At 38.7% G+C, this 20,684-nt stretch carries 18 protein-coding genes, 2 tRNA genes and 1 pseudogene; 6 read left to right on the top strand and 15 right to left on the bottom strand.

Features of this window, described 5'->3' with window-relative positions:
* Positions 1–51 precede the first annotated feature (51 nt).
* Together BCU57_RS05390 and BCU57_RS05385 are read right to left on the bottom strand one after the other, a co-directional pair.
* On the bottom strand, positions 52–426 hold the full coding sequence (locus BCU57_RS05390) for a hypothetical protein (RefSeq protein ID WP_102437116.1): 375 nt from the start codon (positions 424–426) through the stop codon (positions 52–54).
* 643 nt (positions 427–1,069) lie between these two features.
* A complete protein-coding gene (locus BCU57_RS05385) occupies positions 1,070–1,315 on the bottom strand; it encodes a hypothetical protein (RefSeq protein WP_102437785.1) in 246 nt (81 codons plus the stop codon).
* Between the two features lie 377 nt (positions 1,316–1,692).
* On the opposite strand from BCU57_RS05385, the pseudogene BCU57_RS05380 reads away from it, so the two are divergent.
* Positions 1,693–1,827 (top strand): annotated as a pseudogene (locus BCU57_RS05380) (thioredoxin-dependent thiol peroxidase); the annotation flags it as partial.
* An 83-nt stretch (positions 1,828–1,910) separates the two neighbouring features.
* Here the strand turns inward: BCU57_RS05380 and BCU57_RS05375 are convergent.
* The 5 genes from BCU57_RS05375 to dnaQ form a co-directional block, all read right to left on the bottom strand.
* Entirely contained in the window at positions 1,911–3,806 is a 1,896-nt protein-coding gene (locus BCU57_RS05375) for a cation:proton antiporter (RefSeq protein ID WP_102437787.1), read from the bottom strand.
* 1,068 nt (positions 3,807–4,874) lie between these two features.
* Positions 4,875–4,951: transfer RNA gene (locus tag BCU57_RS05370), tRNA-Asp, on the bottom strand.
* A 49-nt stretch (positions 4,952–5,000) separates the two neighbouring features.
* Positions 5,001–5,077 (bottom strand) — tRNA-Asp (locus BCU57_RS05365).
* A gap of 163 nt (positions 5,078–5,240) precedes the next feature.
* Entirely contained in the window at positions 5,241–6,533 is a 1,293-nt protein-coding gene (locus tag BCU57_RS05360) for a TIGR03503 family protein (RefSeq protein WP_102437789.1), read from the bottom strand.
* An 11-nt stretch (positions 6,534–6,544) separates the two neighbouring features.
* The gene (gene dnaQ / locus BCU57_RS05355) at positions 6,545–7,279 is read right to left on the bottom strand and encodes a DNA polymerase III subunit epsilon (protein WP_102437791.1); all 735 of its coding nucleotides are present in this window, start codon (positions 7,277–7,279) and stop codon (positions 6,545–6,547) included.
* 76 nt (positions 7,280–7,355) lie between these two features.
* Between dnaQ and rnhA the strand changes: the two genes are divergently transcribed.
* Positions 7,356–7,838 carry a ribonuclease HI gene (rnhA, locus tag BCU57_RS05350; protein ID WP_102437793.1) on the top strand — a complete coding sequence of 161 codons (483 nt, stop codon included), beginning with the start codon at positions 7,356–7,358 and terminating at the stop codon, positions 7,836–7,838.
* Between the two features lie 49 nt (positions 7,839–7,887).
* On the opposite strand, the gene BCU57_RS05345 is transcribed toward rnhA, so the two are convergent.
* Positions 7,888–8,622: a class I SAM-dependent methyltransferase gene (locus BCU57_RS05345; protein ID WP_102437795.1), complete on the bottom strand. Its 735-nt coding sequence runs from the start codon at positions 8,620–8,622 to the stop codon at positions 7,888–7,890.
* A 290-nt stretch (positions 8,623–8,912) separates the two neighbouring features.
* Between BCU57_RS05345 and gloB the strand changes: the two genes are divergently transcribed.
* Together gloB and BCU57_RS05335 are read left to right on the top strand one after the other, a co-directional pair.
* Complete coding sequence (gene gloB, locus BCU57_RS05340) at positions 8,913–9,710, top strand: hydroxyacylglutathione hydrolase (RefSeq protein ID WP_102437901.1); 798 nt, start codon at positions 8,913–8,915, stop codon at positions 9,708–9,710.
* A 141-nt stretch (positions 9,711–9,851) separates the two neighbouring features.
* Positions 9,852–11,375: a LysM peptidoglycan-binding domain-containing protein gene (locus BCU57_RS05335; protein WP_102437797.1), complete on the top strand. Its 1,524-nt coding sequence runs from the start codon at positions 9,852–9,854 to the stop codon at positions 11,373–11,375.
* Positions 11,376–11,620: 245 nt separating this feature from the next.
* Here the strand turns inward: BCU57_RS05335 and BCU57_RS05330 are convergent, their stop codons facing one another.
* Positions 11,621–13,435 (bottom strand): AsmA family protein, encoded by a 1,815-nt coding sequence (locus tag BCU57_RS05330; protein WP_102437798.1) that lies wholly within the window; start codon positions 13,433–13,435, stop codon positions 11,621–11,623.
* 59 nt (positions 13,436–13,494) lie between these two features.
* Positions 13,495–13,989 (bottom strand): putative 4-hydroxy-4-methyl-2-oxoglutarate aldolase, encoded by a 495-nt coding sequence (locus BCU57_RS05325; RefSeq protein ID WP_102437800.1) that lies wholly within the window; start codon positions 13,987–13,989, stop codon positions 13,495–13,497.
* 177 nt (positions 13,990–14,166) lie between these two features.
* Here BCU57_RS05325 and BCU57_RS05320 point away from each other — a divergent pair, with 177 nt between their 5' ends.
* Positions 14,167–14,481 (top strand): hypothetical protein, encoded by a 315-nt coding sequence (locus BCU57_RS05320; RefSeq protein ID WP_102437802.1) that lies wholly within the window; start codon positions 14,167–14,169, stop codon positions 14,479–14,481.
* 530 nt (positions 14,482–15,011) lie between these two features.
* Here the strand turns inward: BCU57_RS05320 and BCU57_RS05315 are convergent.
* On the bottom strand, positions 15,012–16,109 hold the full coding sequence (locus BCU57_RS05315; protein ID WP_157936430.1) for a GGDEF domain-containing protein: 1,098 nt from the start codon (positions 16,107–16,109) through the stop codon (positions 15,012–15,014).
* 370 nt (positions 16,110–16,479) lie between these two features.
* Entirely contained in the window at positions 16,480–16,632 is a 153-nt protein-coding gene (locus tag BCU57_RS05310) for a hypothetical protein (RefSeq protein ID WP_157936127.1), read from the bottom strand.
* 201 nt (positions 16,633–16,833) lie between these two features.
* On the opposite strand from BCU57_RS05310, the gene BCU57_RS05305 reads away from it, so the two are divergent.
* Positions 16,834–17,769, top strand: a complete 936-nt coding sequence (locus BCU57_RS05305) for a LysR family transcriptional regulator (RefSeq protein WP_102437806.1) — start codon at positions 16,834–16,836, stop codon at positions 17,767–17,769.
* A gap of 13 nt (positions 17,770–17,782) precedes the next feature.
* Here BCU57_RS05305 and BCU57_RS05300 read toward each other — a convergent pair whose 3' ends face one another.
* From BCU57_RS05300 to BCU57_RS05290, 3 genes are all read right to left on the bottom strand, one after another.
* Positions 17,783–18,847 (bottom strand): LacI family DNA-binding transcriptional regulator, encoded by a 1,065-nt coding sequence (locus tag BCU57_RS05300; protein ID WP_102437808.1) that lies wholly within the window; start codon positions 18,845–18,847, stop codon positions 17,783–17,785.
* Positions 18,848–19,111: 264 nt separating this feature from the next.
* Entirely contained in the window at positions 19,112–19,594 is a 483-nt protein-coding gene (locus BCU57_RS05295; RefSeq protein WP_102437810.1) for a GNAT family N-acetyltransferase, read from the bottom strand.
* A gap of 538 nt (positions 19,595–20,132) precedes the next feature.
* Positions 20,133–20,666, bottom strand: a complete 534-nt coding sequence (locus BCU57_RS05290) for a cell division protein ZapC (RefSeq protein WP_076536309.1) — start codon at positions 20,664–20,666, stop codon at positions 20,133–20,135.
* Positions 20,667–20,684 lie beyond the last annotated feature (18 nt).

Below are 20,684 nucleotides of genomic sequence, written 5' to 3'. Positions count from 1 at the left end.
CAAAAATGCCGAGCGTTGGGAATCCGTCTTAAATGCTTTGTTATGAAACAGTTACAGCAACTTTGACAGTTGCATTAGCAATTCAACTAAGACTTCTGACAACCGATCCAACTCTGGTAGATTGGGGAATATTTCAGTCAAGTAACTATGTGCGGTTCCAACTAAATCTGATTCATTCAACCAGCGTTCAAGCCCGTCGCTGACTAGTTCTTGGTTAGACTCAATAAAATCCTGTATATCGGTTTTTTCGCGCTTATCAAGTTCTTTTGTAGCTTCAACAACATTAGTGAACTTCTCCAAGACCGTGACTTTTAGTTGCTCATAATCCACTCCGTTCGTTGTCACCATAAATGGTTCCGGCTTTTTACCTGCTTCAGTAACAACTTCGAAGCCCTCTACCGACTTCCTATAGTACTCTTCTGCCAATGTAGCCTCCTTGTTTCATAACAGCTTATTCAATAGCAGCACAATAATGTTCCAGGCTGCTCAATTCAAACTTCAAAGATACCATCGCTAAGTTATTGTTGTAAATCGAATATTTTTGCGAATACGTAAATAATGCTCAAAATACTGCCGGAAAAACAATGCGTCTTTGTTTACGAGGTCTATACAACACTTTAAAAAATTTCGCAGTAGACTGATATGTATGGGTTTTCTAGAATGTTACAAAATTATCGATGCGTAAAAAGCTCATTTTACGCATCCTTTGGCGTCAGAATTATCTCAATTTGAAGAAAATCAGTTATACCTGTATAGGCAACCAGTCATTTGGACGACAAGTAAGGCGGTCATAATCGATTAGAAAAAGTGTAGTGGTATAGCGAATTTGGCCACTCTATTGAAGGTGATATTAGATTATTGTGGGTAAATACAAATGACTAAACCTCGAGAGATATCCATTTCAAACACATTTCGGGGCATAAGTGAGTTTCAAACTTTATTGTCGTGGTGATTGATTACTCCCGAATTCAAAATTCGTAGTACTCCTAGAAAACAAACAACTTGATTCTGTAACTTTTTCAAGATAACTTATAGGAAATTATATGTGCTGAATATATATGCGCTAGCCTCATTTAAAGGGTTTAGTAACGAAAGTTATATGTTGTTTTTTATCCTCTAAAGACCGAAGGTATAAAGGCTCTGATTCAGATTCATTAAAATGATGGCTTAGCCCAGCGGTGTTATCTAGATGGCTAATTAGATGCTTAATGACCTCTTTATACTTTTCAGGCACTCGCATTACCGTTGTTTTTTCATATTTAGTTTTTCTACCAGCACCTTGACGATATCCCCCATGCTTTTTCTCTTCTGACATCTTTATTCACCTCTTATTTTTAAGTGTAGACTTACCCTACTTGATTAAGTTACAAAATCAAGGCGCAATATTGTAACTCTCCCTTAAAATCCTAATAATTTAAGGGAGGCTTACAGGCCTGATAAATGTTCTTACCCAAATTTGCAGACTGCTCTTCCGTATGACAATCAGCTATGAACCATTGCACCGCCTAAACTTTTTATGACAGTTCACAACTCTAAAAAGCGTCAAAAACAGCCCTGTTTACAAAAAAATATGACAACTGATATAATTAGGATTCAAAAGGAAAATTTATTAATCTAACTCACTGTTAAGTATAGGCTTCATTGATATTTGTCAATTTTTATGTCTCAAATTATTTCCAAGGGTGATATCCCATGGGCAAAATCTATGACGGTATCCATAGATTGAGCTTCCTCATTGGTCAAGATGGCAAAATAGTACATGTGTTCGATAAATTTAAAACCAAAAACCACCATGAAGTGGTGTTATCGGTGTTAGAAACGCTTTAACTTAAGCCTTAAGTAAAAATTCCATAAAAAAAGCTTCGTTAATACGAAGCTTTTTTATTGCTGATTTTTAGTCAAAATCAAATTCAAGCTGATGTATTGCCGAAAGTTTCACCAGAGTCATCTTGCTCATTAGCGTCTTCATTTTCTGTTACTTCAGCTAAATTACGTTGGATGATATCTTGCTCTTGCGCCTCTTTCGGCAATAGGCTAATTAACTCGATACCGACTGGTAATTCATTAATTTCAGTACCTGAAATAATTTTTACTTTCTGATCTTTAGTCAGGTAAATTAACGGCATCGCCGTTTCACCATAACGCTGTTTAAAGTGTTCAAATGTAAAATTATCCGTAATATTAGTAACTTTAATAACAGCACCTTTCGCCATGTAACTGGCTATTTTGGCATAAGAAATTGACTCACCAAATAAACACAAACGCTTTAAATAAGACTCTGACAATTGATGTCTGGCACTTCCCCCTTCGGCATTATTTAAGCCATACACTTTATTGGTACCGAATAAGTCTTGAAAATGAAAACTCACTAAAGGGTTTAATTGACGATAGGGAGATAACACTAGCACTCGACCTATACCACTTAAATCCATAAAGTTTTCGGCGTGTTCAGAGGCCGGATTACCAAAATAAACCGGGATATTCGCCATTCTCGCTTGACGAATGTTGTCCCAGTTATTATCGGCTAATACCACTTTCACTTGCTTAGCCGTTAACACCTTAGCTAACTCACGTGAAAACTTAGAGGCACCAAATAACAGTAAGCCTTGTGATGAATCGGCCTTTACACCTAAAAACTTAGCCCATGGGCCTGCCGTTAAGCTTTGTATTACAACAGTGCCAATAATAATTAAAAACACTAATGGCACTATCGAGCTGGCACCATTAACCCCAATAGCTTCAAGCTTAATGGCAAATAACGAAGAAATTGCCGCTGCAACTATCCCCCTTGGTGCGACCCAACTTAAAAACCATTTATCAGCTCTAGATAAACTAGTACCAATACCAGAAATCCAGATACTCAGAGGCCTTGCAACCAACAACACGACCAGTAAGACACCGACACCGCCCCAACCTAAATCAAGCATCGCGGTCGAGTTAAGTCTTGCTGCTAATAAAATAAACAAGGCGGAGATCAGTAATACGGTAAGAGTCTCTTTAAACTCTAAAATATCCGCAATATCAACCCCACGCATATTCGCTAACCAAATGCCCATCACAGTCACGGTTAACAGCCCAGACTCTTCTTGGATCAAATTAGAACCAACAAAGACGCCCAGCATAATAGTTAATACCGCAGTATTTTTAAGATAATGAGGAAACACATTACTACGAAGTGCAATGCCAATGAGATAGCCAGCAAGCGCCCCAAGTCCAAAACCTAACAGTAATGTCATGCCTAAAGCGAATAATATATGGGTGGTGGGATCTGCAGCGGTCGCCACAGCAATATATTCATAAACTAATACTGCTAAAATTGCCCCGATAGGGTCTATGACTATTCCTTCCCAGCGTAAGATGCTGGCAAGGTTTGATTTTGGCCTTACTGTGCGCAGCATCGGCACTATTACTGTTGGACCTGTCACTACCACTAATGCACCAAAAAGTAGCGCCATGGGCCATTCAAAGCCTAATAGCCAATGAGCGGCTGGGGCGATACAAGCCCAAGTTATAAAGGCACCAAAGGTCACTAAGTTTGTCACCATGCGGCCGTGATCTTTGATTTCTTTAAAATTGAGGGTTAACGCGCCTTCAAAAAGAATAACCGCGACCCCCAATGAAATAATGGGAAACAGCAAATCGCCAAAGATAGCATCAGGGTCTAAAATGCCAAGCCCCGGACCAAGTAACAAACCGCATAACAATAACGGTAATATTGCAGGAAGACGAAACTTCCAACCTAACCATTGACACAATAAAGACAGCACGCCAATCAGCGCGAGCATGCCAGTTATGTGTTCTACCATGGACAATTCCTTTTTTATATTTTCTGCGATATAGCTCGCGAGTTTGTATCTTTAATAAAATACTAAATTACACATCAGAGCAAGGCTTAATTAAAACATCTACCGTAATTTTTTAACTTAACATCAACCTTTTAACCTGCTGATTGGAAGTATCTAAAGCTTAATATTTTTCACGTTAAAGCCGCAGAACAATAGACTCAGCTTAAGATAAATACATTCAATGTCATAAATTACAGGCACAAAAAAGCCCTTGTCTTATGACAAGGGCTAATCTGTTCGGCGCAGCGGACGGGACTCGAACCTGCGCCCCCGGCGTGACAGGCTCAGCTTACTAATACAAAGTAACCAACTGCTGCTTTTATTCAAGCAGTTCATTTAACCAATTGAAGTAACTAATTCAAGTAACTAATTCAAGTAATTAATCCAATTAACTAATTCATTAAAATAAGCCCAACAGCATAAATTACAGGCACAAAAAAGCCCTTGTCTTATGACAAGGGCTAATCTGTTTGGCGCAGCGGACGGGACTCGAACCTGCGCCCCCGGCGTGACAGCCTCAGCTTACTAATACAAAGTAACCAACTGCTGCTTTTATTCAAGCAATTCATTTAGCCAATTCAAGTAACTAATTCAAGTAACTAATTCAAGTAACTAATTCAAGTAACTAATTCAAGTAATTAATCCAATTAACTAATTCATTAAAATAAGCCCAACAGCATAAATTACAGGCACAAAAAAGCCCTTGTCTTATGACAAGGGCTAATCTGTTTGGCGCAGCGGACGAGACTCGAACCCGCGCCCCCCAGCGTGACAGCCTCAGCTTACTAATACAAAGTAACCAACTGCTGCTTTTATTCAAGCAATTCATTTAGCCAATTCAAGTAACTAATTCAAGTAACTAATTCAAGTTACTAATTCAAGTTACTAATTCAATTAACTAATTCAATTAACTAATTCAAGTTACTAATTCAAGTAATTAATCCAATTAACTCATTCATTAAAATAAGCCCAACAGCATAAATTACAGACACAAAAAAGCCCTTGTCTTATGACAAGGGCTAATCTGTTTGGCGGAGCGGACGGGACTCGAACCCGCGACCCCCGGCGTGACAGGCCGGTATTCTAACCAACTGAACTACCGCTCCTAAACTGTGTCACCTGTAATACAGATAAACAAAATTTAAGTAACTTAACTGGCGGAGCGGACGGGACTCGAACCCGCGACCCCCGGCGTGACAGGCCGGTATTCTAACCAACTGAACTACCGCTCCACTTAAGTTGCACGAATAATAAGGTCGTCGTCAAAAACCGTCAACAGTTTTTTTTAAGTTTTTATCCGTTTAGCTAAAAAACATACAACAGCGATTAAGTTATAAACTTTTTGACTAAAAAGAGATCAATTTAATCTAAGCTAATATAATTAGCAGCAAACAATTATTTTTCATCTGGCATGGTTAAATCAATATCATCAATAGCAGCAGTGATATCACCTTTTTTCGCAGCTTCTTGTTCAAGTCTTAATTTGGTTGTTGCCAGTGCTTTATTTAACGCAAGTTTCTTACGCCAAAAAATTAACCCTACCCCTCCTATGATTAACAGTAGGCCATTAATCGATGCAATCCACACGATAGCCTTATCTTTTGCAGCTTGCTCTTCTTGCGCTGCTAGCTGCGCAGCTCTTGCAGCTAACTCTTCAGCGCTGGGTGGAGGTTGAGGCGGTTCAATTAAATTAAAAAACAATTCCGGTAAATCCAGTATTAACTCACGCCCTGCAATACTGGTTGAGGCAACACTGCCTTTGATTCTATAACTGCCAAAATCGGTCACTTGCGGTATCGCGACTAAAGCTGGTGTTTCAGTGAGCTCATTAACAACAATCGGTAACTTAAGCCCTGCAGGGCCAACGATATCGAATTGAATATGGGTTTGCTCAAGTTTGAGTATTTCGTCATCAACATTTATTTGAATCTGCCAAACACCGGTTAATTTATCCGCGGGTTCAATTACTTCAACTTGAATGGGAGTTTCTGATAAATAGATTGGGTAGCTAATTTCACGCTCAAATACATTATTTCGCGCGACAACACTTAAGGTGTAGCTTCCCCAAGGTTGATTTAGATTATGTTTGCCCGTAAACACCCCATCATCGGGTATCTCATCCAAACCTTCACCATTATCTCTGTAAGAACCGACTGTAACAGTGCCGGTAGTAAAGTTGGCTTCGGTATTTTTATGATGGCTGGTAAATTTAACCGTCCATTCGAACATGTAATCAAGCCCTGGCAGACGAACCGTTAAGCCGTCACCAAGTAACTTAGCAGTGACTTTTAAACGTTCACCTTGAAATAGAGGCTGGGGGATATGCTCAACGTCAATTTCAAGTTGCGATACTTTTTGGATAGTGGAATTAGGCGCTAAACTGCCGATTAATTGCCAAGGACCGGGCATCGGATTGTTGATTTTAATCATATCGCCAGTTAAGCCATCGGCCCAATTGACATTATCAGGGTGCCTTTCGGAATACCATTTGGAACCGTCAGGCAACACGATTATCACTGGAGCGGAGCCATAAGTTCTTTGCACCAATAAGGTCACTTCATCGACCATATGATCAATACGAAATCTATTCTGTAACTCACTTGCTTGGGTATAAGGCACCGCTGTTGCCAATTGTGGCGTAACGGTAGCAACTAAGATAAAAATAACCGCCAGACAGTATGATTTCATTAAGCTCACTTTTATGCTTCACCTCTCCAGAGGCATTTGCCTGATTTTTTGACTAAATCAAGTCTTTCATCGTGTGATATTAATTCATCGGCCGTTGCTTGGATCACTTTAAGATTAAACTCATTTTGATCAATTAATTGTATACCGCCACCCTCTTGGCCGGCTTTTTCATTTGATAAATTGAAGCCAATTTGTCCACCCGTCATGACTAAGTAAACATCAGCAAGGATTTCAGCATCCAACAATGCGCCATGATACGTACGTCTTGAAGTATCAATACCGTATCGTTTACTGAGTGCATCTAGATTATTTTTTTGACCAGGATGCAGGTATTTTGCAATGTCTAGCGAATCGAGTATGTCACAGATATCTGCTGACTTGGGGCCTTGGGGCCTAAGCTGACTAAATTCATGATCCATAAAGCTGATATCAAACGGTGCGTTATGTGCGACAATTTCAGCACCGGCGATAAAGTCGATAAACTCTTGTGCGATTTGATGAAACCGCGGTTCTTTAGCAACTCGTTCATCAGTAATACCATGTACTTCAATGGCTTCTGGATCAATTAACTGACCTGGATTGATATATTGATGATAAGTACGACCGGTTAGTTTACGGTCAATCACTTCAACACAACCAATTTCGATAATTCTATGGCCAATATAAACGGGGCCACCTGCCTGATTCATACCGGTTGTTTCAGTATCTAAAATGATTTGGCGACTGGCGCCTGAAATAATATTCATAGGTAACTCAATTAATTGATAATAATTTAGGTATAATTGCCGAAATGTTTATTGCTGTGTATATGGTAACAATTTGATGTCAGAACTAAAACTTATCAATATCTTTACTGATGGCTCATGTCTGGGTAACCCTGGTCCCGGCGGATACGGTATTGTAATGAAATATAAGCAGCATACCAAAGAAATGTCTGATGGATTTAAGCTGACGACCAATAATCGGATGGAATTATTAGCGCCTATTGTGGCGTTAGAAGCGCTATATGAACCGTGTAAAATCATCTTAACCAGTGATAGTCAATATATGCGTCAAGGGATCACCCAATGGATCCATGGCTGGAAGAAAAAAGGTTGGATAACTTCAACTAAAACCCCAGTTAAAAATGTCGATTTATGGAAAAGGTTAGATAAAGCCAGTCAACTGCATCAAATTGATTGGCGCTGGGTTAAGGGACATGCTGGGCATATTGAAAATGAACGCTGTGATGATTTAGCCAGGCAAGCCGCCGAAGCTAAACCTCAGCAAGCTGATGTTAATTATCTGCCTGAAGCCAAAGCCTAAAACCCAAATCTGTTGTATAGCCAATATATTATTGGCTATACGCTTTAGCTTATTTTGAGAGCAATTTAGTATGTTTACTGTGCCCTGCTCTGCCTGCTGTCGGCGCTGTCGCCCATTGACGAGTACGCGCTTTTCGCTTTTCCCTGATGGGCGTTAATGGCGACTCCATTTTTCTGGCCACAATCAAATACACACTGCCAACGCCTGGTAACCACTTTTCTAATCTATTTTGCCACCAGCGGCCTTGGTTCATTTGTCCAAGCAAAGGGTGATAAATAAAACGTTCATCCTGCAGGATTTGATAACCTAATAAACCTAACCAATCTTTTACCCTCGCTGGCATAAAAAACTGACCACACCAAGGTAATTGAGTTTGATATTTAGGTAGAAGCTTACCCATAAAGGCGGTACTGACAGGGTTAAAACCACAAACAAAAATATAGCCGCCGGAAATCATTACTCGGTCAACTTCCCGTAATAAACGATATGGGTCATGTTCAAATTCCATTAAAAAACTCATCAGCACGGCATCCATGGTGCTTGTTTGCAGGGGCAAATGATGGGGATCGGCTTGAATTGATGCGCCTTGGGCATCATGAATAGAAAAATGCCGCGCAATATTGCAATGTAAACTAGACACTTGAGCGCTAAGCGCACCTAGCTTTAATAAATGGTAACCAAAAATCCTCGGCCACCAATCAGTTAACTTTTGTTCTAGGGCCAATTGAATCTCATCACCACAGGGTAACTCTTGCCATAATTGTGGTTTTTGATTTATCGACATTAACCTGATACTCCCTTAATTTCAAAAGCCCTAGGTTGAGTATAACGACTTATGGCTCTTTGTCGTTAGCATTTTACCCATAGTTGATATCATTTAAAAAAGGGACGAATAAAGTGTTAAATTTATTGTTAATTAGCGCGTTTACATAACCTTATTTAGTCACTTCAACCAGTTGTTTACTTTAAATGTAACAGTATACAAGCCTAGTTCAGCCCAAGCATATTCACTCTATTGGCCTTTTACATATAATCCGTTAACCTAGCGGTAAGATTTCACTTATGGATTTAATCATGCTTTCAGTCATCGGTATTTCAGCGTTTAATGACAACTACATTTGGCTTATACATCAAAAAAATAGCAATCAAGCCTATGTTGTTGACCCTGGCTGTGGCCAAAGTGTGCTCGATTACCTCAAGGGCTCCCCATTAGAGCTGGCGGGGATATTAATCACTCACCATCATGCAGATCACACTGGTGGCATTGCGCAATTACAACAGGCTTTTAATAATAAGCTCGAGGTTTATGGACCTGAAAGTGAAAATATTAGCGGTATTACGCATCCAATAAAAGGCGAGCCATTACTCAAACTCAAGGAGCTTGATACAAAGCTTAAAGTCATTAGTGTGCCGGGCCATACGTTAGGTCATATAGCTTACTTTTATCAACAGCCAGATAGTGTAAACTGTGAAGCGTTATTTTGCGGAGACACCCTATTTAGCGGCGGTTGTGGAAGATTGTTTGAAGGCACAGCCGAACAAATGGCAAACTCGTTAGCAAAACTCGCTGACTTGCCACCTCACACCCAAGTTTACTGCGCCCATGAATATACCGCGGCTAATCTTAAATTTGCGTTACAAGCAGAACCTAACAATAAAGCGTTGCAGCAATACAGTCAGTCAGTTACTTTATCTCGTAATAACAATATGGCTACAATTCCAACTACAATCGCAACAGAATTAGCCATAAATCCATTTTTAAGAAGTAACAGTAAAGAAATAAAACAAGTCATCGCTGCTAAGTTTCAAGTTGAAAAACCAACAGCACTACAGACGTTTACTTTACTCAGAGAGTGGAAAAATAACTTTTAAGCTATTGAGCGCGGCGTCACTTGCTAAGTTAGCAAAGACATTAAAGCCATTTTACACTACAATGCCGCCTCAATTTTGACCAAACACATTTGGTAGACGCCTTTGATCTGCCAGCTTTGCAAGATTTAGGATTTTTTTTAGATGCATAAACCTTTATACCTTTTTGTTGGAAGCTTGGCATTTCTAACCGCATGCCAAACTGCCACTCCAACAAAAGTCGAGCCTTCACCGATTGTCGTTCCTCAGCCAATTAAGCCTGAAAAAGTTGTAGACGAAGTTGCAGCACCGGTTGAAATCACCGATGTTTGGCAACGGATCCGTTTGCAACTTACCATGCCAATTGATGATGTAAAACTGGTGAATAAATATCGAGACTGGTATTTAGCGAACCCAAGACATTTAGAAATTGTCTCTCAACGTGCAGAGCCGTATTTACATTATATTGTCGAAGAATTAGAAAAACGTAATCTGCCGATTGAACTAGCATTATTACCTATTGTTGAAAGCTCGTTTGACCCTTCAGCTTACTCTGCGAGTGCCGCTTCAGGTTTATGGCAATTAACTACGCCTATTTCTAATTACTTTGGTGTTAAAAGTGACTGGTGGTATGACGGCAGACGTGATGTTCCCGCATCCACCACTGCAGCACTGGACTTCTTAGAGTACTTATACGATAGGACCGGACAAAACTGGTTATATGCCATTGCGGCCTATAATACGGGTGAAGGCCGAGTAAATAATGCTGTTCGCCGTAATAAAGCCGCAGGTAAAAGCACTGAATTTTGGGCGCTATCATTACCCAGAGAAACTCAACGCTACGTACCGCAACTGATTGCATTATCAGATGTGGTTAAAAATGCTGACAAATATGGCATCAAACTAACTCCAATCAGTAATGAACCGCATATTGCTGTGGTTGATACCCAAAGCCAGATTGACCTTAAACTTGCGGCAGATTTAGCCAATATGCCAGTTAAAGAATTAAAAGCATTAAACCCAGGTTTAGATCGCTGGGCAACATCACCTGATGGCCCTAATACATTGGTGGTGCCATTTGATAAAGCGGCGCAGTTTGAACAAAAACTTGCAAACCTTGATCCTAAATCAAAATTGAACTGGCATAGATACCAAATTAAATCTGGCGATACCGTAAGCCATATTGCCAAGCGTTTTGATACTTCGGCTTCTTTTATTCGTTCAAGTAATGGCCTGAAAAATAATAATATTAGAGCCGGAAAGTACCTTATTATTCCAGTTCCTGCTGAAGGCGCAAACCTCACAACTGAACAGTTATTAGCACAAGCAAAACCAAGCTCAGTTAAGACTAAAACTTACACGGTTAAATCAGGCGATTCATTATGGGTCATTGCCAGAAAAAATGATGTCAGTGTTGATGATTTAATTCGCTGGAATCGTCTGCCTAAAAACGGCACTTTAAGCATTGGTAAACAATTAAAGATTGGCGCAGTATCAAGTAGCAAAAACAATGCAGAAAGAACCGTTAATTACAAAGTTCGCTCTGGGGATTCATTGGCTAGAATTGCCAGTAAATTCAACGTTTCAGTCAATGATTTGATCGAGTGGAATAGACTTCAAAACAGTAAGTATATTCAGCCAGGACAGATGTTAAGATTGATTGTGGATGTCACCAAGGTCAATGCGTAGTGAGTCTATAAGCTAACTTCTTAGCAATTTCGCAGTAAGTATTTCGCGACTTAAAACAAAAAACGGCAAGGTGATCCTTGCCGTTTTTTATTATATAGCGATTTTTAAACTTGATGTAATCAACTCATCTATACCAAGTTTAAAGCAGTACAAGATCCAAAGTCTTGGTTAACATGATCCCTTGGATATTTTTACTTATGATAAAAATAGCCGCTGACTAAGCCCAAGTGGGCTTAATCACATCATTAAAAACCTAATTTCTTAAATAACTTACCTTTGAGTTTATCGGTTTCATCTTTAAGTTTAGAATCTAATAAAGCACTGGTATCGATACCAAATTTAGGATCTTTCATGCTGCCGGTTATGGTAAGCGGAATGTCCACGCCAGCTAAGGCATCTTCACCACCCTGACCCGCTAATGAGCCCACCACTGACGTCGTTAGCTTATAGTCCACAGTTTCATTATCAATATTAGCACTGCCATTACCGCTAAGGCGAATGAGTGGCGACGCCATAGCTAAGTCTGGGTTAGTCGCAACAGCATTTTTCAAACTAAAACTACCGGTTAAACTAGTAAAATCAGTTTTAAGTTCTTCAGTATTTTTTGCAGATAAATCCCCTTTTAACTTATCTTGAGCACTACGGATCATTTGCGGGATATTCACTCCGTATAACGAGCCATCTGCAATTTCGAAATTACCCTGTGCCAGCAGGTTTTTCTTTAAGTTATCTGTAATTAAACTTTTACCAGAACCAGAAATTTTAAAATTTGCCGCACCTGAGATTAAATCAATATCCGCCGCATCTTTTAACAGTGGTCTAAATTGCACACCTGTTAATGTTTCATCGAAGCGGTAACTAGGTACTTTCTGACGACCATCGAGCTGTGCTGTGGCTTTAATACTACCTTCATATAAATTCGCAGAAAACTGAGTTAAATCGGCAACGCCATCTTTGACCTTGGCTTTCATTACCCAGTTTTGAGTGAGTAGGTTTGCGACCTTGATTGATTTAACCGTCATGCCTAAGGTTAAATCAATGGTTTTTAATGCGGACAAATCAGGCTCTACAGCTGGCTTGCTCGCTGCAACTTGTTCAGTGTCTTCTGCTTTAGCTTCGGTCTCTGATGGCGGCAGTAATTTATCAACATCGATATCACCGACATCTAATTGCAGGTTAATTTTAGGGATTGTGGCGCCGTAATTGACTGAAACATCGCCAGTGGCGCTTATGTCCATCGCTGACAATTGTTTTATAGCAACATCTAATTTTTTAGCATCTAAAGCCAAATTAATATCAGTAATCAGCTGGCTGCTAACACTTTTATTAGGGATAGCCTCACCGGTCACATCAGTATTAATGGTTAAATCAGCCATAATAACCTGAGTCAAATCTTCACTAATGGTCAATTGACCATTACCAGAACTTGCCAGCATCATATCAGGCATTTGTGCAGTAAATTCATAAGCAAAGTCTGCAGCGTTTCCTAATGAAAACTCACCAAGGGTTAAACTATTTAAACTAAATATTTGTTTGGTTTCTGCCGCTTCATCAATTACGTTGATGGTGGTATTGGTAATAGACACGCCGCCGATTTGTAAACTTTGCAATTCGAGTGTATTAGCTGATGATGCTGGTTCTGACGCGGTTGTGGTTTCAGGTGATGCAGCACCGCCCAAACCATCAAAGCTGGTTGAACCGTCTTTTTTAGTGACGATATTCATAGTCAAACCATCAAGGGATAATTGTGCAATTTCCACTTGTTGGCTTAAAAGCGGCATTAATGCCACACTGGCAACCGCTTGGTTTACTTCAACTAATGTACTTGGAGAAAAGTTCTCAGGGTTGGATAGTGAAATGCCACCGAGGTTAATCCCAAGTGTCGGGAAAAAGCTCCAACTTAAGTCTTGGCTAATGACAAAATCACGGCCAGTTTGCTTTTTAACGGCATCCACAATTTGTGGTTTAAAACTATTTGGATCAAAAAATACCGTTAAATAAATAACCAGCAATAAGATTACGCTAGCGACTATAGCTAATAGCCATTTAAGTGCCTTCATGTTTGCATCCTTGTAAGCAAATTGATTTTTAATGTAAAAATAAATTAATTCATCTAAGTTTAGCTTAATACTGCTAAATCTAAAGGTTTTTCAGTAACGGCTATGCCATTTTCATCGGCATAGATCATCATGGCAGGTTTTACTGAGACACCGGCAATCTCGATATTTATATTCACAAGGCCAACATCTTTTTTTTCTGTTTTAATGGGATTAGCACTTAGCGCCTGCACACCAATACCAATGGTCGACAATGTGCCCACATCTCTTACCGCACCAAAAATGATGATACCTTCCCATTCATTATTGGCCGCCGACTCCGCAATCATGTCACCTAGCAAAGCACGCCGACACACGCCGCCGCCATCGACCACTAACACTTTACCTTTACCAGCGGTTGCTAACGTTGACTTCACTTTAGAGTTATCTTCAAAACACTTAACCGTAACCACTTCACCATAAAATATCCGTTTGGCGCCGTAACTTTGCCAATTGGCGGGTATCAAGGTTAATTCAGAACCATAGTGGTCAAATAAATCAGGTAATAAATCTAGCATTTTGCACATCCTGTACTAAAGTAAATAAATTAATGTTTAATATAAACGTCATACTCTATTGAAACAAATCATTAATCTGAATAAACTATCAATAATGCTCTGTTACTATTCATGGAAGATAGAGAGTACCCATGCTAAATAGCATTCATTTACTCATAATCCTAAGTAGTTATCCATATGACTGATATTAATTTACAAAATGTAATTAACGCCTTTGATGAATTAGATTTCGAAAATAGAACAACTAAAAGTCTTGAAAGTGCCCGCAACAAACTGCAAATGAAAACTTATCTTGACTCTCTTGATTACAGTTTACGTCGATTAAACATTTTAAATGAAGTCGTTTCAGAAATGGTTGAGCAAAAAAAATCAGCCTTAAAGAAGCAAGAGCAAGTTCAAACCTACAAATCTAAAGTCATACAACTGTCTAGAGAATATCGTATTTCTTACCAAGAAGTACTTGAAATCATGATTTCAATCAAACAAAAATAAATAGTCTAGAACCCAAATTAAATAGTAAAATCTTCATACTAAAAGACTCAAGTTCAACACAAATTGATACTCTAACTATTTTTATTGGCTGATTTAATTGTCCAATCTTATAATCGCATTACTTTATATCTTTTTAGGTTTACTTGGGGGTAAGTCTAAATTGTTTATAATCCGGCTATGTAAATAATTTATATTTTAAATCTACCCAAAACTAGCTTGCATAACCAAACCTACAAAAACCTTATCGCTATTCGAAGGTATATGTTCATTTTGATTTTTACTTTTCAAACAAAACCTCTTCACTGCGGGTTAAGTTGGTACTTGGCTTAGCAAGAACTGCCCTTTCCCCTCTGTGGTTGCTACTATTTGAATGATGCTTGATAAATATCGCCAATGAATCCTTTAATGTCATTTGGGATATCGTCCACTTGGTCTGCCTATCACGGTGCCACAATGGGTTGAAAAATAGCAATTTGAATTGAGAAAAGCCCCTTTAATTTTGAATTTCAAATGTATTAAAACCGTTTTAGCTAAACTGGATACACTCTATTTCTGCCGTGACCTTTTGCTAAATAAAGATGGGTATCTGCTTGTTTATATAATGCCTCAATTGTAGTGATTTCTTGGGTCATTTCAGCGACACCGATACTGACGCTTGTATCAATCAAAATGGTATTATAAAGGAAATCTTTACTCTCAATGATAATTCGTATTTTCTCAGCAATACGCTTGGCATCATTCATTGATGTATTGTTGAGTAAAATAGCGAATTCCTCACCACCAATTCGTGCGAAAATATCGCTTTCTCGCATACTAGCTTCTACGACTCTGGCGAGATGTATTAATACAAAATCACCTGCTTGATGGCCATAATTATCGTTCACTTTTTTAAAGTGATCGATATCAATCATTAACAGTGAAACGCTAGTTTGTTGTCTTGAAGCAATCGCCATTATCTTTTTGGCCATTTCAAAAAAATAGCGTCGATTATATATGTTAGTTAGATTATCCATGATTGATAATCTACGAAATTCTTCGGCGCTCTTTTCTACATCCTCGTGGGCTTTTATGCTAGATATACGACTATCTAACATTGATTTTGACAATAAAATGGTTGCAGGAATATAGCTAACAATAAACGCCAATAAAGCAAAATGTTGGTATTCACCAAAATAAAGCATAATAGCAATCTGCGGCGTTATCATTAAAATGAAAAACACCAAATAGGCTTTAAAGAAAGACGACATCGATAATGTTGCGGCTGTGACAATTCCGATAATTAGAATAAAACCGACAAACTCAAACGGTTGACGAGCATAAATTATTAGCATCACCGATGATGCCGTCCACATAAAGGCTTGAAATACATTAAGCGCGATAAAAATGACTTCATCATTAGCGAGTCTTTTTCTATCTTCTTTTTCTAAATGTTTTTCAAACATTTTTGCATTATAAATTCGGCATATTGCTAAGAGAATTTGTAAACAAAACCAAGTCATCAAAATGTTAAACGGAATGAGGATGTTAAATACTAAGGCGTAAGTAATAGAGACAATCAACATCGCAACCATGGCTCTGGGTGTTTGCTCGGCGACATTTTGTAAAAGTTTTGCAGGAACGTTAGACATACATATCCTATATTCAGCACAATTTGCCCCTAGTAAACAACTCATTAATCGATTTTAACAGCTTGAGATAAACGAATATTTTATGAGGCTGCATACTTATTTTAACGTTCTTAAAAACACACAAATACAGTTAATTAGAGCATTATAGTAAATATAGGAAGCATCGCCTGAATTGTCTAGCAGACCATTGGAAATCATTAAATAAACATGTGCTAGGCGTTATTTAGAGCACGATTGAGACCTTGATTGAACAACTCATCAGCTAGAGAAAATGCCTACCTTATGTCAGAATACCCCTTTAATTTACTCTCGAAGGCAAAGTAACTGTACCCCAGTTACAAAAACGCCTTTTTAGGTGGTTTTTACTGGGTTAGTACTCGCTTAATTTAAAGTCGCTAAACGTGGCAAAGTTAACTTGTTGACGATTTTCATAAAAAGCTTTTGCTGCCCAAATATCGCGTTTAATACCCTCAACTGGTCGAATAGCAAACTCAACGTCTTTAATAAGGCGTAAAAGCTGCATTAACTCACGACAGTCTTGAGTGATTCTAATAAGAAGACTGCCAGACTCAGATGGCGGACATATTAGACCTTGTTGAAAATAAACTTATTGCATTGTTATCACCTGTGCGTGCTATTTTATCGAATAAGTAAATAATACCTGTTGTTAACTCCACTAAAAACGCTATATTAATTATAATATTCTCAAATATGGATTGATAATATGCTCATACAAGACCTGCACATCATTCTCAAAGTAGCTGAATTTCGAAGTATTACTGCGGCTGCAAACAGCCTTGATATGCGTATGGCAACCGCTAGTGCTGCGGTCAAGCGTGTTGAAGCAGCATTAGGCGTTGAGCTATTTGTACGCACTACGCGCCAACTTAGGCTTTCCCCTGCTGGTGAGCGCTATTTACCTCAATGCGAACTGGCTGTGCAACTGTTAGACAATGCCCAGCAAAATGCTCAGGAAGATTTAGATGTACTAAAAGGTGAAATAAGAATTGCCCTATCATCTGATCTAGGCCGTAATGTGGTTACCCCGTGGTTGGATGATTTTTTGCTGCTTTATCCCGACGTGGCTTTACGCAGTAATATCACTGACAGTAATATTGATTTTTATCGTGACTCTGTTGATATGGCGCTGCGCTATGGTGAGCCAAGCGATGCCAGTATGTATGGTTTTCGAATTTGCAGTATTCCACGAGTACTGTGCGCCACACCTAGCTATTTAGACAAAAATGGCGCCCCTACAACGCCAGATGAACTCATAAATCACAATGGGCTGTTTTACCAGTTACAGGATATTGTTCAGAACGAGTGGCGCTTTAGTCATCAAAACCAAAGCCATAAAGTAAAGCTTAAAGGTAATCGTGCATCTAATGACGGAGATTTGGTGCGGCGTTGGTGTGTGTCGGGACACGGGTTTGCGATTAAGTCATGTCTTGATATGGCGGATGATTTGCTAACAGGTCGTGTGGTAAACGTCATGCAGGAATATAAACCAACTGCGACTGAATTGTGGCTTGTGTGCCCCAGCCGTCAGTCTATTACCCCAACAGTGCGCTTATTACGTGATTATTTTAGAGAGAAAACCCAGCAGCTATTGTCTCAACTGGTTGAGCATGGCGTGTTAAACAAACAAGATATTAAATAACATACAATCACTATTAAGCTAATTCATTAAACTGAGTTGTTGAATCTCGCTCTTTTAATTCAAAGTCTAAAACATGGCGTAAATTTGATAGGCTATCTGAAGTCACTTGATTCATTTGGCCAGAAGTCAGTAATGTGATAGCTGTTTCAGCCATCGCATTGATAGGTTGTTTCACTGTTGTGATATGTGGCCAAATCGTAGTAGCAAGCGGGGTATCATCATAACCGGCAACGCTTAAGTCTTTGGGTACATTTAAGCCTAAGGAATTGGCAACCGAAACAACTGCTGCAGCCATATCATCATTACTAGCAAATATCGCGCTTGGTCTATTTTCTCTATCTAATAGAGCCTTAGCAGCTCCTAATGCAGACTTATAGCTGAACATACCTTGCTCAATAAACTCTGGCGGAATGTTTAACTGTTTAGATCGCATTGCATCTAAAAATCCTTGATAACGAAGACGACTGGCACCAACGTCTGGGTGCCCTATAATAAAGCCAATGTCTTTATGGCCTTTATTGACTAACAAATTGGTCATATCATAAGCCGCTTGATAATCGTCCATACAAACAAAAGCAGATAAGGTTAACTCCACATCTGGTGATACTCGTACAAAAGGAATATTTAATACAGTAAGCTCTTTGAGAATCTCAATATTGTTACAAAAAGGCGGTAATAGAATAACGCCATCAACTCGTGTTTCTTCAACTAAATCAAGTGTGATTTTTAACTTTTCTTCTTGGGTGCCTTCACACTCATCTACCACTAAATGATAACCTTGCTGGCGGCAACTTTTTAAAGCCGACATCATGAACTGACTAACATAACCACCTTCACTTGGGTTTTCGTAAAGTAAGCCAATTAAATAAGATTTAGAACTCGCTAAACGCCTAGCTGAAATATTGGGGCGATAGTTTAGTTGATCTGCCGCTTGCTGGACTTTCGCTCGTGTTTTGTCACTGACTTTTTCGTCCTTGTTTAACACCCTAGAAACGGTCATTTTCGACACACCAGCCATTAAAGCAACATCTTGAATAGTGATTTTAGTGCTTGATTTACTCTTATTAATTGGACTCATTAGGAAACTCATTTAAAAATAAGATAAATGTTACAAAGTTCGTAGTAACAATAATACCCTCAGAATAACAGATAAATTACTGATACTATAATCACTTATTCTTATTCATGCGTATTGTGGCAAAATCTATAATTATCACATTAAAACAGTCAATAAGGATCATCGAACCATCGTTATTAGCGACTAAAGCTGGTTATTACTCACACAATAAATTTATCGTGTTATCGATAACCTACATTTGATAATAATGTCTATAAATTATTACTATAAGCTTTTTAGCATCCAAACATCACAGCCACCGTGAATGGTACCAACAAGGGGCTTATCTAAATGTTGAAAGCCCATCTTTTCATAGAGTGTAATTGCCGCTGTCATTGAATTTAACGTATCGAGATAACATTGTTCAAAACCGTTTGCTTTTGCAAATGTAAGACATTGCTCAGTTAAGCGCTTACCTAAACCAAGCCCTCTCGTTTCAGGTAATAGAAATAATTTTCTTAACTCACAAATCTTGTTATCACCGTTGAACTTTGCAATACCTGCACCGCCTACCACTTGATTATCAACACAAGCAACCAAATAAATGCTGCGGTCTTTTGCATGATAATATTGGCTCATATGTGCCACTTCAGCATCTGATGGGCCAAAGCCTTCGCCAATTGCACCAAACTCTTTGCCAACCGATTCAATGATGGCTGCCACTTGTTGATCTTGCTGTGAAATTATTGGTTCAATTACAATTTTCATAAACTTTTTATGTTACTTAACAGGCCGGTATTTAAACTAGATTATCAAATAAATCCGCAATAAAAGACATTACATTTGTTCAGGCGTAAATCTTTGCTCTAATTGCCTCTATATGCTTCTGAAATATATGTGAATTTTCTAATGTTATGGTAGGTTAACAGAGTTTCCCCTCAAATATGGCCGCAGCAACGGCCTTCTATTTCATGATTGAAGCCTATTGTTTTTCGTTTATCGTTTATCGTTTATCGTTTATCGTTTATCGTTTATCGTCGAACTGTGCCATTTTTTCATCAGGCTGATATAGGTAATGCAACATGCGAAGTGCAATAAGCATGAGAGAGATTGTTTGTCAGTCTATTAGATAAACCGCTGAAGCTGAGCATGTATCGCCACAGTCAATCGCGTTATTACATAATAATATAGGTGGGTGTTCTATAAGCAGGATAACTGACATGGACTTTCTGATTAATCTATTTCTTGATTAGAAAGAAATACACAACATGAGACAAGTAAATTAAACACGAACTAAAAATATTGCTTAGGCAGCAACGACATGCCTAGATTTCTTTAGGGGATTTAAGCGATTGTGCATAACTTTAATGGTATCAAATTGCTGTAATACTTTAGATTCTGTTAAAGGGCACTCACTTGATAACACCATCACTAACGCTGCCTGCAAGCTGTTTTCAACCACTAGAACTAAAACAGAGGTTCCATTGGCATTTAACGAAAATAACTTACCTACTTCGCAATAAACACATTCTTGACTGATTTCAAAAAACCAAGATTTTGGCATTTGCGGCTTAATCATAAAATGAGCAGCTGTTGCATTTAACGCTGTTTGAACTACTGCAGCATCGGACATTTTTAACGCTTTAGGCAGACTTTCAAGTAGGTTTATATAGAATTTAGCATGATCCACACTAAATTCTGACGTCATTAATGCATCAGGGATAAGAGATTTGGTTTTATATGGGGTTAAGAACTCCATTTCGGAACCTAATGAAATACTTAATTGCTTAAAAGTTTCATTATATTCCCACTGCCAGTCCTTATTTGGCATTAATAACATTTTTAAATACCTACTTTA

Source organism: Shewanella sp. 10N.286.48.B5 (assembly GCF_002874355.2).
Taxonomy (GTDB): Bacteria; Pseudomonadota; Gammaproteobacteria; order Enterobacterales; family Shewanellaceae; genus Shewanella.
This window is presented reverse-complemented; position numbering and strand designations above follow the sequence as displayed.

Bases quoted from the DNA above. Each gene is read 5' to 3' on its own strand.
- BCU57_RS05385 (WP_102437785.1), bottom strand. From the start codon at position 1,315: ATGTCAGAAGAGAAAAAGCATGGGGGATATCGTCAAGGTGCTGGTAGA.
- BCU57_RS05375 (WP_102437787.1), bottom strand. From the start codon at position 3,806: ATGGTAGAACACATAACTGGCATGCTCGCGCTGATTGGCGTGCTGTCT.
- BCU57_RS05360 (WP_102437789.1), bottom strand. From the start codon at position 6,533: ATGAAATCATACTGTCTGGCGGTTATTTTTATCTTAGTTGCTACCGTT.
- dnaQ (WP_102437791.1), bottom strand. From the start codon at position 7,279: ATGAATATTATTTCAGGCGCCAGTCGCCAAATCATTTTAGATACTGAA.
- rnhA (WP_102437793.1), top strand. From the start codon at position 7,356: ATGTCAGAACTAAAACTTATCAATATCTTTACTGATGGCTCATGTCTG.
- BCU57_RS05345 (WP_102437795.1), bottom strand. From the start codon at position 8,622: ATGTCGATAAATCAAAAACCACAATTATGGCAAGAGTTACCCTGTGGT.
- gloB (WP_102437901.1), top strand. From the start codon at position 8,913: ATGCTTTCAGTCATCGGTATTTCAGCGTTTAATGACAACTACATTTGG.
- BCU57_RS05335 (WP_102437797.1), top strand. From the start codon at position 9,852: ATGCATAAACCTTTATACCTTTTTGTTGGAAGCTTGGCATTTCTAACC.
- BCU57_RS05330 (WP_102437798.1), bottom strand. From the start codon at position 13,435: ATGAAGGCACTTAAATGGCTATTAGCTATAGTCGCTAGCGTAATCTTA.
- BCU57_RS05325 (WP_102437800.1), bottom strand. From the start codon at position 13,989: ATGCTAGATTTATTACCTGATTTATTTGACCACTATGGTTCTGAATTA.
- BCU57_RS05320 (WP_102437802.1), top strand. From the start codon at position 14,167: ATGACTGATATTAATTTACAAAATGTAATTAACGCCTTTGATGAATTA.
- BCU57_RS05315 (WP_157936430.1), bottom strand. From the start codon at position 16,109: ATGTCTAACGTTCCTGCAAAACTTTTACAAAATGTCGCCGAGCAAACA.
- BCU57_RS05310 (WP_157936127.1), bottom strand. From the start codon at position 16,632: ATGCAGCTTTTACGCCTTATTAAAGACGTTGAGTTTGCTATTCGACCA.
- BCU57_RS05305 (WP_102437806.1), top strand. From the start codon at position 16,834: ATGCTCATACAAGACCTGCACATCATTCTCAAAGTAGCTGAATTTCGA.
- BCU57_RS05300 (WP_102437808.1), bottom strand. From the start codon at position 18,847: ATGAGTCCAATTAATAAGAGTAAATCAAGCACTAAAATCACTATTCAA.
- BCU57_RS05295 (WP_102437810.1), bottom strand. From the start codon at position 19,594: ATGAAAATTGTAATTGAACCAATAATTTCACAGCAAGATCAACAAGTG.
- BCU57_RS05290 (WP_076536309.1), bottom strand. From the start codon at position 20,666: ATGTTATTAATGCCAAATAAGGACTGGCAGTGGGAATATAATGAAACT.